This is a genomic window from Pseudomonas sp. o96-267, assembly GCF_003935465.1.
Taxonomy (GTDB): domain Bacteria; phylum Pseudomonadota; class Gammaproteobacteria; order Pseudomonadales; family Pseudomonadaceae; genus Aquipseudomonas; species Aquipseudomonas sediminis.
Genome location: NZ_RHQP01000005.1, coordinates 143,082 through 156,283 on the forward strand (window position 1 = coordinate 143,082; position 13,202 = coordinate 156,283).

A 13,202-nucleotide genomic window follows, 5' to 3' on the forward strand; every position below is an offset into this window, starting at 1 on the left:
GGCCACCTCAAATAACGATCAGGTCAGCCTGGAGCGCGCCTGCCTGCTTGAGCGCCTCCAGAATGGCCATCAGGTCGGAAGGCGCTGCGCCCACCTGGTTTACCGCACGCACGATTTCATCAAGGCTGGTGCCGGGGCCGAACTTGAACATCGGTTTGGCCTCCTCTTCCGCCCCCACGCGCGAGCGAGGCACTACGGCCGTCTGCCCACCGGAAAGGGCGTCTGGCTGACTGACGATGGGGTCTTCGGTGATGGTCACGGTCAGGCTGCCATGGGTCACGGCTGCCGGCTGCACCTTGACGTCCTGGCCAATGACGATGGTGCCAGTGCGCGAATTGATGATGACCTTAGCCACAGCCTTACCCGCCTCGACCTGCAGGTTTTCCAGAATCGACAGATAGTCGACACGCTGGTTAGGGTCGAGCGGCGCGCTGACGCGAATCGAACCACCATCGATGGCCTGGGCGACGCCAGGGCCGAGCAGATCGTTGATCTGGTCGACGATGTTCTTGGCAGTGGTGAAGTCGGGGCGATTGAGGTTCAGGGTCAGGTAGTTGCCCTGATCGAAACCGCTCGGCACCGGGCGTTCCACCGTAGCACCACCAGGAATACGGCCGGCAGAAGGTACGTTGACGGTGATACGCGAACCATCGGCACCACTGGCATCGAAGCCACCCACGACCAGGTTGCCCTGAGCGATAGCGTAAACGTTGCCATCGATACCCTTGAGTGGCGTCATCAGCAAGCTGCCACCGCGCAGACTCTTGGCATTACCGATGGATGAAATGGTGATATCGATGGTTTGCCCGGGCTTGGCGAATGCAGGCAGATCAGCATGCACGGATACAGCCGCGATGTTCTTGAGCTGCACGTTGCCACCTGCCGGCACCTTAATGCCGAACTGCGCCAGCATGTTATTGAAGGTCTGGACGGTGAACGGTGTCTGGGTGGTCTGGTCGCCCGTACCGTTGAGGCCCACGACCAGGCCGTAACCGATCAGCTGGTTACTGCGCACGCCCTGAATGGATGCCAGATCCTTGAGGCGCTCGGCCTGCGTCGGCAGGCTCAGCAGCATGCACGCGAGCATGATGACCAGCAGCAACCAGTCGTTGGCGCCACGGTGACGGTAACCACGATGAGCAACCGCGAACTGCCGGCGGCAGGACGTGCTCTGCGCTTCACGCACGCAGCCCTTCTTCGGCTCGCGAATCCGGGCATCGGTAAAGGCTTGGCGAGCAGAGTTCGCAGCCACAAAGGTCAGGGGCCATTTCATATTCATACCCCTCAGAACGGCCACATCGGGCTCAGGAAGAAACGACTCAACCAACCTGGCTGGCTGGCATCGGCAAACGAACCGGTACCAGAATAGGTCAGCCGGGCATCGGCGATACGGGTCGAGGATACGGTATTGCTGCTGGAGATATCGTCGGCGCGGACCAGCCCGGAGATACGTACCATTTCATCGCCGGTATTGAGCGTCAGCCACTTCTCGCCACGCACCACCAGCACACCGTTGGGCAGCACTTCCGCCACCGTCACCGTCACCGAACCACTGAGGCTGTTGCTCTGCGCTGCGGAGGAGTCACCCTGATTGCTGCGAGTGCCGCTGAACTCGGAGCTCAGCGTCATGGGGTTGCGCGTCAGCGGATTGGTCGCCGATACCGCACCGCCGAACAGCGAGGTCAGGCCGATATTGGCCGAGCTGTCCTTGCTGATATCGGAACTGGCCGCCTTGCTCGCCTGGGTACGCTCTTCCAACGTGATGGTAATGATGTCACCGACGCGAAACGCCTTGCGATCATCGTACAGATTGGTCTCGAAGCCGGCCTGATAGATCGCACCATTGGTCGCGCTCGCCGGCAATGGCGTGCGTGGTAGCACCGGCGCGTAATAGGGGTCGTCGGCTTTGGGCGTTGGCGCCATGCAGCCAAACAACGACACGCAGAACGGCAAAAGAATATAAAGACCTTTCATTGCATACCTCACATCACAGACGCTCATGCTGCACCCAGCTCAATCAGCATCAGAGATTCTGATTGACGAACTGCAGCATCGAGTCAGCCGTGGAAATCACTTTGGAGTTCATCTCATAAGCACGCTGGGTGGTGATCATATTGACCATCTCCTCAACCACGCTGACGTTGGAGTTCTCCAGGGTGTTCTGCAGCACGGTGCCCAAGCCATTGAGGCCCGGCGTACCCACTTGGGGCGCCCCGCTGGCTGCAGTTTCCAGGAACAGGTTGTTACCGATGGCCTGCAACCCAGCCGGGTTGATGAAGTCGGCCGTCTGCAGATTGCCGATGACCTGAACCGCCGGATTATTGGCAGTGGTCACCGAAACCGTTCCATCCTCACCGACGGTGAACGTCTGGGTCTCGGCGGGTACGACGATGGCAGGCTCCAGGGCAAAACCGTTGGAGGTCACGACCTGCCCATCGGAGTTAAGGTGAAAAGTACCGTCGCGCGAATAGGATACGGTGCCATCAGGCAGCAGCACCTGAAAGAAGCCACGGCCGTTGACGGCCATATCCAACGGCTGATCGGTGGTCTGCAGACTGCCAGAGGTGAAGTTTTTCTGCGTGCCGACGATCCTTACCCCGGTGCCCAATTGCAGACCCGATGGCAACTCGCTGTCCTGAGTCGTCTGGCCACCTGGCTGACGGCGAATTTGGTAGAGAAGATCCTGAAACTCGGCACGATCACGCTTGAAGCCGGTGGTCGATACGTTCGCCAGGTTGTTGGAAATCACCGACAGGTTCATATCCTGTGCGGAGAGGCCGGTCTTACTGACCCATAATGCTGGAAGCATGTCTATCTCCTCGCCCTCGCCGGGCGGAACTCATTAGCTGACTTGCATGATCCGGGCCATGGACTCTGATCCTTCCTTGGCCGTGTTCATCATTTTCACGTGCAATTCAAACTGCCGGGAAAGCGCCAGCATGGAGGTCATCTCGGCGACCGCGCTGACGTTACTGCTTTCGAGGAACCCAGAATTGAGGCGTACATTGGCATCTGCTTCAAATGGCTGGCCTGTGCGCGAGTGGATCAAGCCATCGGTTTCCTTGCGGATTTGCGCGGTATCGGGGTTGACCAACTTGATCCGGTCGACTTCGGCCAATACGTTTGGGGCCTCACCGAGGGCGCGGATACTGATGGTGCCGTCCTGGCCGATTTCCACCTTCTGCTCAGGCGGTACCGCAATCGGCCCGGCATTGCCCATGACCGGCAAACCATTGCCGGTGCGCAACACGCCCAGCGCATCGACAGTCAAGCTGGCGGTGCGCACATACGCCTCGTTGCCATCGGGGGCCTGCACGGCGATCCAGCCGTCTCCCTCGATGGAGACGTCCATATCACGCCCGGTTTCCTGCAAGGCACCTGGCGTAAAGTCGGTGCCGGGGCGCTCGGACATCGCATACACGCGCGCCGGATAACTGTCGCCGAAAACCGGCATGGCACGCGCCTGCTCAAGGTCGGCGCGAAATCCGCTGGTAGAGATATTCGCCAGGTTGTTGGCATGAGCCTTCTGTGCCAGGGCGTTCTGGCTGGCACCCGTCATCGCCACATACAGCAACTTGTCCATCTCGACCTCCGCCTGAAAAACCACAATCACATGGTTTTTAGCAAGGTACGTGCCACAACCAAAAATAAATATTAAGCTACTGTTTTTAAAAGAAAAAAGCCTCTCGCAAGGAGAGGCTTCAACAATGGAGACGGCAAGAATCTGCCGCCGAAATCATCAACGGATATTGATGATCGTCTGCGCGATCGCGTTCTCGGTCTCGATGGTCTTGGCGTTGGCCTGGTAGTTGCGCTGCGCCACGATCAGGTCGACGAGCTGCCCTGTCAGATCGACGTTGGAGTCTTCCAGCGCCCCCGCCGCAATCGAACCGAGCGTACCGGAAGTCGGCGTCCCGATCACCGGCTCACCAGAGGCCAGCGACTGCCTCCAGGCCGTGCCACCAACCGGGGTGAGGCCTTGCATGTTGGCAAAGGTCGCCAGGGCCACCTGCCCGATCACCTCGGACTTGCCATTGGTGTAAGTGGCAAACAATTGCCCGGTTTCATCGAAGGACAAACCCGACAATTGCCCGGTGGTGTAGCCATCCTGCGCCAAGCTGTTCACTGCGAAGTTGGTGTTGGTCTGGCTTGCCTTGCGCAGATCCAGGGTAACGCCGGTAGCGCTGGCAGCAGCGCCATTGGAGCCCCAGGTGACCGGATCGGTCGTAGCATCGGTGATTGTCGCTGGAATCCAGTTGGCCAGGCTCAGCGTGCCATCGCCATTATCACCAAAATCACCAAATACAATATTGTCCGTATCCAGTGCGCCTGCGGTGGTGAACGGCAACGTGGCCTGGTACGGGTCCGTACTGGTCGGATCGCCCGGGTTACGCCCATCCACCAGCACGTACATGCTCCACTGGTTGCTCGCATCCTTGACGAAGTATTGCGTCATGGTATGGGCGTTACCCTGCGTGTCATACAGGCTCACGGAGGTCGACCAGTTATAGGAAGTTGACACAGTAGAATCGAAGGGCGAGCTAGTGGGTATGCTGGCCGACGAATTGAGCGCGAGACTCTGAGTGACAAGCGAGGTGGCGTTAGGCTCCTGGTTACTGGTATCGACCACCAGATTGGTCAGCACCCCATTGACTAGATTGCCGTCAGCATCGACGCCATAGCCCATCAGGTTGTTGCCAGCGCTGTTGACCACATTGCCATTACTGTCGACCTTGAAGGCACCGGCCCGCGTATACAGCTGGCTACCACCGTCATTGACGATAAAGTAGCCACTGCCATTGATGGCCAGGTCGAGACTGTTATCGGTGTAGCTGATATTGCCCTGGGTAAACTGCTGGGCGATATCCGATGTGATCACGCCACTGCCGATCGAGTTGCTCCCCGTGCCGAACATGCTGCTGGCATAGAGATCGGCGAACTCCGCACGCGAATATTTGAAGCCGGTGGTCCCGGTGTTGGCAATGTTGTTACCCGTCACGTTCAAGTATGAACTGGCAGCCTTCAAACCGCTCAATGCTGTATTGAATGTCATGCTCGCGTCTCCCTTACATCGATCGCTTACTGGCCGATATTGATTACTTTGGACAACGCAATACTGCCTACACCGGCCAGATTGAGCGTCATGTCACTTGTTCCAGAACCCAGCGTCACACTGCTGACCGCTGCCGGCAGGTAGGTCTCAAGGGCCGTGGATTTGCCATCCAGCGAGGCCGACGCCTTGAAGGTGTAGGTGCCGGACGGCTGCGCCACTCCGCTGGCGTTAGTGCCATCCCAGGTGAAGCTGACGTTGCCGCCTTTGGTCTGGCTGTCGAGCGCAATGGTCTTGACCAAACTGCCTGCCGAGTCATAGACACCGACCGAAATACCATCGGCTGCGGACGGGAGCACGACGCTACCCGTCATGCCGGCGGCGCCATCGACATAGGTACTACTGGCCGATACCGTCACGCTGCGCCCCACCAAGGAGGACGCCTGGAGCGCTTGCGAGGACTGATAGGAACTCAGCAACGAGTCCATCGAACTCGACATGTTGGTGAGGCTTTCCAGGCTGCTGAACTGGGCGAGCTGAGCCACGAACTCACTGTTGTCCTGCGGATCCAGCGGGTTCTGGTTGTTCATCTGCGTTACCAGCAGCATCAGAAAGTCATCCTTGCCCAGGCTGGAGTAACTGGATTCGTTGGTGCTGCTGGTCGAGGTGCCGGAGTAAGTCGACAGCACGCTGCTGGAAACAGTCTCTGTGGTGCTCATGGCTATGTCCTTACTGACCCAGGGTCAGAACCTTCTGCAGCATGGTCTTGGCGGTATTCATCATTTCCGCATTGGTTTGAAAGGCTCGACTGGCCGAAATCATGTCCGCCATTTCCTCGACCACATTGACGTTCGGATAGAACACGTAGCCATCCGCATTCGCTGCCGGATGACTGGGCTCGTAGCGCATGTCCAGATTGCTCTGATCCTCGACGATGCCGAGCACCTGCACCCCACTCCCCGCCTCGTCCTGCTCGGCGAACAGCGAACCACTACCACTGTTCTGCGACTGCTGGAACACGGTGGCGAACACCGGATGACGGGCGCGGTAGGTCTGATCGATGCTCGAGGAAACGGTCTCGGCGTTGGCGATGTTGCTGGAAATGGTATTGAGACGCGTGCTCTGGGCACTCATGCCGGTTCCGGCGATATTGAAAACACTGGCAAGGGACATGGCCTGACTCCTTATTCGCCGCGCAGGGCTGCAGTCAGCCCTTTGAATTTGCTGTTGAGAAAGGTAAAGCTGGCCTGGAACTGCACCGCGTTCTCGGCGTAGTTCGACTGCTCGATCTGCAGGTCGACGGTGTTTTGATCCAGCGACGCGTGGAACGGCGTGCGATACGGCAGCTCGGCTTCGCCGGTCTTCACGCCCTCGGCTGGGATGTGGCGGCTATCGGTGCGGCTCAGAGAAACGCCGCCACGCTGCATGCGGCTGCTCTGTTCGGCCAGTACGCTGGCGAAATCCAGATCGCGAGCCTTGTAGTTCGGCGTATCGGCGTTGGCGATATTGTTGGCCAGCACCTCGGCGCGTTGGGCACGAAAGCCGAGGGCTTGTTCGTGAATACCGAGTGCTCTGCCGAAGTTGATGCTCATGTTCCGAACCTTTGCCGCTTGGGCCATGTAGTCTCTGTTGCGAGATATTCAGCAAAGGCTGTGCCAACTTATTTAAGTCAACAAAATCAATAGCTTAAAGCATGACGAACAGGGAAATAGCGGCAAAGCGGCAAGGCTTTACCGCCTATTGGCAAGCAAGCGGCAAAGCCAACCGGACAGATTGCCGCCCCGCCGAACCCTGGGGCGCGCGATGCGCATCGGTTCTTCTGCACCAGGCCAAACCGCTGGTGCCTACGGCGAAACCTATCCGATCGGGCCCATGGTTTTCAGAGTCCAGAAACGCAAACGGGAGGCCAAAGGCTAATGCTGATCAGATAAGTTCGTCACCACCCCCTCCTACTTGCAGTAGAGGGGCGTTTTTCGTAGGAGCCAGCTTGCTGGCGATGCTTTTTATGGCGGATCGCCGGCAAGCCGGCTCCTACAAAGATCGAGTGCAACGGCTTAACTGACTGGCATTAGGCCAAAGGCCTCCCGCTGCTGATACCAAACATGCCTTGCGCCTATTTGGCCTTGTAGATGATCCCCGGGCTGCACTGCACCATCTGGTACTTGTCCGGCAGGCCATTGAGCGCTTCGGAGGCGCCAAGGAACAGATAGCCACCCGGCTTGAGGGTGGCATGGATGCGCGTGAGGATGTCCTTCTTCACCTCGGCCGAGAAGTAGATCAGCACGTTGCGGCAGAAGACGATGTCGAACTTGCCCAATGCCGCGTAGCTATCCAGCAAGTTCAGTGGGCGAAACTCGACACGGCTCTTGATAGGCGCCTTGACCTGCCAACGCCCTGGCCCCTTGGGGTCGAAGTAGCGCTGCAGTCGCTCCTGCGAAAGCCCGCGCCCCATGGCCAGGCTGTCGTATTCACCGGACTTGCAGTTGGCCAGCATCGAAGGCGAAAGATCGGTGGCGACGATCTGCACACCTGCCTTGAGCTGACCGAGGTTGGTACGCTCGAACTCATCGATGGCCATCGACAGCGAGTATGGCTCCTGCCCGGACGAGCAGGCGGCCGACCAGATACGCAGGCGCTGCCCCGGGTAGGCCTTGATCAACTCCGGCAGTACACGGCTCTTGAGCACCTCGAAGGGATAGGTGTCGCGAAACCACAGGGTCTCATTGGTGGTCATGGCATCCACCACCTGCTCGCGCAACCCGCCTCGCGGCTGGCTCTGCATGCGCTGCACCAGCTCGCCCAGGGTCTTGATGCCGTTCTGTTCCATCAACTTGTTCAGACGGCTGGAGACCAGGTACTGCTTGTTGCTGCCAAGCAGAATACCGCAGGCCTTTTCCAGGAAAGTCCGGAACTGCTCGAAATCCAAATTACCTGAAGACACTAGTGCCGCCTCTGCAACCATAACGTTCGCCGAAGGTCATCCTTCAGCACCCATCCGATACACGAATGCGATCGACCACCCGCGCCGCCAGATCATCTGGCTTGAACTTGGCGAGGAAGTCGTCAGCGCCGACCTTCTTCACCATCGCCTGGTTGAACACACCGGAAAGCGAAGTATGCAGGAGGATATGCAGCTTCTGCATGCGCGGATCGCTACGAATCTCCGTGGTCAGCGTATATCCGTCCATCTCGGGCATCTCGATGTCGGAAATCAGCATCAGCAGTTCCTTGTCGGGATTATGCCCCTCGTCGGCCATTTTCTTGAGGTAATTGAGTGCCTCGCGGCCATCGTTCAGCGCCGTCACCTCGACGCCAACGGTCTGCAGGCAGCGCAAAACCTGTTTGCGCGCCACCGAGGAGTCATCGACGATCAGCACATGCTTGGTCACCGCCTGACTCTGCACCTGATCATCGATGACGCCAGCGGAGATCACTTCCGAGGTCGGCGCGACTTCGGCAAGAATTTTCTCGACATCGATGATCTCGACCAACTGCTGGTCGAGCCGCGTGACTGCTGTCAGGTAGTGATCGCGTCCGGTGCCCTTGGGTGGCGGATGGATCTCCTCCCAGTTCATGTTGACGATACGTTCGACCGAGCGCACCAGAAAACCCTGAACCTTGGTGTTGTACTCGGTGATGATCACGAAGCTGGTCTTCAGATCTTCCAGCGCGGCACGGCCGGTAGCGATGGAAAGATCGAGAATCGGGATGGTGCCCCCGCGAATGTTGGCCACCCCCCGCACCACCGGACTTGATTTGGGCATGATGGTGAGTTTCGGGCATTGCAGCACCTCTTTCACCTTGAATACGTTGATACCGTAAAGCTGTGGGCCTTCCAGGCGAAACAGCAACAACTCCAAGCGGTTCTGTCCCACCAACTGAGTGCGCTGGTTAACCGAATCCATCAACCCGGCCATGCCCGGACTCCTTCTTATCCAGTAACGCCTACCCCGTTGAGCCTAGCAGGCGGCACGGGGCTTGCTTTGCATTGCTTATGAAGCAGAGAACGTCATCATTCCGTCAGCTACTAGCAAAGTGCCTTGCCCCTTTGCCCGTTTTACTCGCTTTGCCGACACTCGGCTACAGCGCTACGGCGGCTGCCACCTTCACCAGCACTGAACAACTTATCGGCGCCACCGAGGCCTTTCTTGAGCAGGCGACCACTGAATATCTACAGCGTAGCGAAATTCAGGGCCGCCATGAGATTCGCGTCAACCGTCTCGACCCACGGTTACGCCTGCCTCTGTGCGATCAGCCGCTGACCACCACGCTGGAAAGCCCGGCGCAGCCGCTGGGCCGTGTCACTACGCGCGTGCGCTGTGACGGCAGCGCTCCGTGGACAGTATTCGTGCCCGCTGAAGTGCGCTTGTATCGCCCCATTGTCGTACTGACTCGCCCGCTCAAGCGCATGAGCGTAGTCAAAGCTACGGATTTGAGCCTGGTTGAACGCGATGTCGGTCAATTGGGTCAGAACTTTCTCACCGACCTGAATCAGGCGATCGGCAAAAAATTGACGCGCCAGCTCGGTAGTGACCAGATTCTTCTTTCGACTCATCTGCAAATAGCCGAGGTCATTCGGCGCGGCGACCAGGTGGTGATCAGCGCTCGTGGCTCCACGGTCAACGTACGCATGCCCGGCGAAGCCCTGACCGACGGGGCCCCGGGCGAGCAGATCAACGTGCGTAACCTACGCTCGCAGCGAGTCGTTCGAGCCCGCGTTGTCGGGCCTGGGCAAGTGGAAGTACCCATGTAGGCATGTTTCTTGTAGCGCAAAGACGTGGCGATTCCCTACACTGTTAAACGACGCGATGAAATTAATCCTAAAGTTTTCCCGGCAGCAGCCGAGAAGCATGGCAAGCGTCCACCATATCGTCCGAGGTTCTGCATCATGGTCATCGACTTCAACCGGCTGAACAATGCCAATACGCCCGCCAATGCGGGACGTACCGGCGCGACTCAGGCTGGCAATCGCAATGAGTCGGCACAGCCGAACAAAGCGCCTGTCACCGGTACTGATGAACAGACCAACACCAAGAGCGGTGAATCGGTACAACTGAGCCGTGAGGCACAGCAGTTGCAAACAATCGGCGAGAAGCTGCGTGATCAGCCCATCGTCAACAAGGAGCGTGTGGCCCAGCTGAAACAGGCCATTGCTGATGGCAGCTATCAGGTCGACAGCAAACGCGTCGCCCAGAAACTGCTCGACTTCGAATCCCAGCGCTAGTCTCAGGGCTGCGCTGGGGGTGTTGGACGCCCGACCCCCAAGAGCCCGCCATGAACGACACAGCCTTGCTTGACCTCTTCACCAACGATATCGGCACCGCCGAGCAATTGCTTGAGCTGATCGATAGCGAATTCCAGGCCCTCACCGAACGCGACCTGCCGCGCCTCGACAGCCTGCTCAGTGAAAAACAACCTCTGCTTGCCCTGCTTCAACAGCACGGCAACGAGCGCAGCCGTCTGCTGCAAAACGCCGGTCTGAGTGCAGATCGCGAAGGGCTCACTGCGCTGGCGAGCAAGTCCTCCGTAGGTGATCAGTTGCTGGTACGCAGTGAGGAGCTGTCCGCTCTCCTGCAGCGCTGCCAGGAGGCCAATCTACGCAATGGGCGTTTGATTCGCGCCAACCAGGCCTCGGTCGGCAGCGTCCTTGGTATTCTGCGCGGCGCAGAGACACCCGGCCTCTATGACAGCCGCGGCGGTGCCGCTAGAATCGCGCAGCAAAGACCGCTCAGCCAGGCCTGAGCCATCCCCCAACAAAAAGCACAGGGACATGCAGGCACTCTGCCAGTATGCTAGTGCCGTTATAGCTCATGAACCGGAGAGTTCCGTCCTGTGTCCAGCGCGTTCAACGACGAGAGCGGTCCTCAGCCGCCCAAGGTGCTCAAGACATCCGTCGAGATCATTGCCACCCTGCGCCAATTGCAACAGAACCATGATCCCCTGGTTATCCAATTCAAGGATCGTGGCCAGCGTTTTCAAAGTTACCTTGTAGAAATCGATAAAGACCGTGCGCGCTTAGCGCTGGACGAGATCATCCCTAACGATGGCGAACGTTTTCTCAAGCAAGGCGAAACCTTCAACGTCGAGGCGTTCCGCGACGGGGTGCGAGTAGCCTGGACCTGTGATCACGACGTGCGGCTTGGCGAGCTCGAGGGAGCCCCCTGCTACTGGGCACCGTTGCCCACCGAAGTGATCTATCACCAGCGCCGCAGCGCCTTTCGCGCACAATTGAAACAAAGCGATCTGGTCAAGGTTGTACTCAATGGTGACAAACTGCGCGAGTCGCTGCCAGGCCATCTGCTGGACATCTCGGCCACCGGCTGCAAACTGCGTTTCGCCGGTAATCTCAGCCAGCAATTAAGCAATGGCCAGGTGCACGAGCGACTCACAGCTTACCTGCCCTTCGGCAACCTGACCTGCGCAGTGGAAATACGTCATGTGCAATACGAGGACAAGGTCGACATGACCTTCGTCGGCACTCGTTTTCATCGCATGACCGGTCTGGAGCAACGTCAGGTCGAGCGCTTCGTCTATCAGTTGCAACGCGAGGCGCGTCGCACCGAGAGCGACGGCCCCTTCTGAGCCCACCCCCTCCATTCGCGCAAAGCCCGTAGGGTGGGCTTCAGCCCACCAAGGGAGGCCGCCGTGGGCTAAAGCCCACCCTACAAAGTCTGGCGGCGGACTACCCCCGCTTCACGTCCGGCTCAACCTCCTCCTCGCCCGCCGCAGCTGGCTCCTGCATCTGCTCCTGTACCGTCTGCTCATCGACCCGCGGGTCGAGAGCGGCGACCAGTGGCGAGCTGGTTACGTTGCCGGGCATGGCCATATGCTGCAGTGGCGCATCATCGACCTGATGCTGATGGGTGACGACCTCTGGGCGAATACGCCAGACCAGGATCAGCGCACAGACACTGACAAACACATAGAGCATGTTGGCGCCATAAAAACGCATCAATACACCCGCCAATAATGGACCGATGCAGGCACCAACACCGAATGTCACCAACAGCATGGCCGTCAGTGATACCCGCCGCTCCGGCTCGACATGGTCATTGGCCAGGGCCACGGCCAGTGGGTAGAGGCTGAATTGCATCATGCTGACCAAAAAACCGACACCGAACAGCAGGCCGAGAAATACCTGTGGCAGTGCCGCCAACGGCAAGGCAGCCAGCAGCAGCAAGACCGAACAGCCACGAATCAGGCGCACGCGGTCATGTCGATCGGAAAGCCAGCCCAGCGGCCACTGCACCAACAGACCCGCCAGAATGCAGCTGCCCATGAACAGCCCCACCTGCTCGGTCGATAGCCCCATCCGAGTGGCGTACAAAGGCGCCAGGCCATAAAAAGAACCGATCAACAGGCCAGCCACGGCGATAGCGGTCAGCGACAGCGGCACGCGACTGAGGAAGAAGCGCAGCTCCAGCGGTGCCGGATGCAAGGGCGCCGGGTGTAAACGCCGGGTCAGCGCTACGGGCACCAGACACAAGGCGAAGCACAGGGCGACCAACATGAGCAATTCCAGACCCAGCGTCGGATGCACCACCAGCGCCAGCTGCCCAAGAATCAGGCCCAGGTAGGAAGCCCCCATGTACCCGCTGAACACCAGGCCACGCTGCGTGGCTTCGGCCTGCTCGTTGAGCCAGCTCTCGATGACCATGTACTGACACATCATGCCCAGGCCCACCAGCATGCGCAGGAACAGCCAGAATGGCAGCCACTCGATCAGCCCATGGCCCAGCACAGCAGCCGTGACTACGCCGGCACAGGCCACGTAAGCACGGATATGCCCCACCCGACCGATCAGTCGATGCCCCAGCTTGCCGCCGAGCACAAGGCCAAAGTAATTGGCCGCCATCAGCGCACCGACCCAGAGACCATCCACGGTGTCAGCCAGACGCAGGGCCAGGTAGGTACTGAGCAGGCCAGAGCCGAGCAACATCAGCAAGGTGGCGAAATAGAGCGAGCGGAATGACTTCCAGATCAAGCGCATTGACGGGTAAAGCTCCTTGTGCACGGAAACCGGGAATGGCGGCGGGCCTGCGCGGCTAGGACGGCGCCCTTGGGGCGTGCGGGCGATGCAACTTTCGATGCCCTGGAAAACGAACAGTTCGATTGCCAACTCATCACGATTCAGACGCTCGCTTGCGCCGCA

General features: G+C 59.0%; 15 protein-coding genes. 4 read left to right on the top strand and 11 right to left on the bottom strand.

Features of this window, described 5'->3' with window-relative positions; genetic code table 11:
- Window positions 1–7: 7 nt before the first annotated feature.
- The 10 genes from EGJ86_RS05075 to EGJ86_RS05120 all read right to left on the bottom strand — a co-directional run bounded on the left by EGJ86_RS05075 (window position 8) and on the right by EGJ86_RS05120 (window position 8,967).
- The gene (locus EGJ86_RS05075; RefSeq protein WP_055986601.1) at window positions 8–1,087 is read right to left on the bottom strand and encodes a flagellar basal body P-ring protein FlgI; all 1,080 of its coding nucleotides are present in this window, start codon (window positions 1,085–1,087) and stop codon (window positions 8–10) included.
- 197 nt (window positions 1,088–1,284) lie between these two features.
- Window positions 1,285–1,974 carry a flagellar basal body L-ring protein FlgH gene (gene flgH, locus EGJ86_RS05080; protein ID WP_055986472.1) on the bottom strand — a complete coding sequence of 230 codons (690 nt, stop codon included), beginning with the start codon at window positions 1,972–1,974 and terminating at the stop codon, window positions 1,285–1,287.
- Between the two features lie 49 nt (window positions 1,975–2,023).
- Window positions 2,024–2,809: a flagellar basal-body rod protein FlgG gene (flgG, locus tag EGJ86_RS05085; RefSeq protein ID WP_055986476.1), complete on the bottom strand. Its 786-nt coding sequence runs from the start codon at window positions 2,807–2,809 to the stop codon at window positions 2,024–2,026.
- Between the two features lie 33 nt (window positions 2,810–2,842).
- Entirely contained in the window at window positions 2,843–3,583 is a 741-nt protein-coding gene (locus EGJ86_RS05090) for a flagellar basal body rod protein FlgF (RefSeq protein ID WP_055986477.1), read from the bottom strand.
- A gap of 156 nt (window positions 3,584–3,739) precedes the next feature.
- Window positions 3,740–5,053, bottom strand: coding sequence for a flagellar hook protein FlgE (flgE, locus tag EGJ86_RS05095; RefSeq protein ID WP_055986480.1), 1,314 nt, complete (start codon window positions 5,051–5,053; stop codon window positions 3,740–3,742).
- A 26-nt stretch (window positions 5,054–5,079) separates the two neighbouring features.
- A complete protein-coding gene (locus tag EGJ86_RS05100) occupies window positions 5,080–5,769 on the bottom strand; it encodes a flagellar hook assembly protein FlgD (protein ID WP_055986483.1) in 690 nt (229 codons plus the stop codon).
- Between the two features lie 10 nt (window positions 5,770–5,779).
- The gene (flgC, locus tag EGJ86_RS05105; protein WP_055986486.1) at window positions 5,780–6,223 is read right to left on the bottom strand and encodes a flagellar basal body rod protein FlgC; all 444 of its coding nucleotides are present in this window, start codon (window positions 6,221–6,223) and stop codon (window positions 5,780–5,782) included.
- Window positions 6,224–6,234: 11 nt separating this feature from the next.
- A complete protein-coding gene (flgB, locus tag EGJ86_RS05110) occupies window positions 6,235–6,642 on the bottom strand; it encodes a flagellar basal body rod protein FlgB (RefSeq protein WP_055986489.1) in 408 nt (135 codons plus the stop codon).
- 521 nt (window positions 6,643–7,163) lie between these two features.
- Entirely contained in the window at window positions 7,164–7,991 is an 828-nt protein-coding gene (gene cheR / locus EGJ86_RS05115; RefSeq protein ID WP_039964674.1) for a protein-glutamate O-methyltransferase CheR, read from the bottom strand.
- 43 nt (window positions 7,992–8,034) lie between these two features.
- Entirely contained in the window at window positions 8,035–8,967 is a 933-nt protein-coding gene (locus tag EGJ86_RS05120; RefSeq protein ID WP_055986492.1) for a chemotaxis protein CheV, read from the bottom strand.
- A 77-nt stretch (window positions 8,968–9,044) separates the two neighbouring features.
- On the opposite strand from EGJ86_RS05120, the gene flgA reads away from it, so the two are divergent.
- From flgA to EGJ86_RS05140, 4 genes are all read left to right on the top strand, one after another.
- Window positions 9,045–9,803 (top strand): flagellar basal body P-ring formation chaperone FlgA, encoded by a 759-nt coding sequence (gene flgA / locus EGJ86_RS05125; protein WP_055986495.1) that lies wholly within the window; start codon window positions 9,045–9,047, stop codon window positions 9,801–9,803.
- Between the two features lie 135 nt (window positions 9,804–9,938).
- Window positions 9,939–10,274 (top strand): flagellar biosynthesis anti-sigma factor FlgM, encoded by a 336-nt coding sequence (gene flgM, locus EGJ86_RS05130; protein ID WP_003460690.1) that lies wholly within the window; start codon window positions 9,939–9,941, stop codon window positions 10,272–10,274.
- A 50-nt stretch (window positions 10,275–10,324) separates the two neighbouring features.
- Entirely contained in the window at window positions 10,325–10,792 is a 468-nt protein-coding gene (locus tag EGJ86_RS05135; RefSeq protein ID WP_055986497.1) for a flagella synthesis protein FlgN, read from the top strand.
- Between the two features lie 90 nt (window positions 10,793–10,882).
- Window positions 10,883–11,632, top strand: coding sequence for a flagellar brake protein (locus tag EGJ86_RS05140; RefSeq protein WP_055986501.1), 750 nt, complete (start codon window positions 10,883–10,885; stop codon window positions 11,630–11,632).
- Between the two features lie 100 nt (window positions 11,633–11,732).
- Here the strand turns inward: EGJ86_RS05140 and EGJ86_RS05145 are convergent, their stop codons facing one another.
- Window positions 11,733–13,040, bottom strand: coding sequence for an MFS transporter (locus EGJ86_RS05145; RefSeq protein WP_055986504.1), 1,308 nt, complete (start codon window positions 13,038–13,040; stop codon window positions 11,733–11,735).
- Window positions 13,041–13,202 lie beyond the last annotated feature (162 nt).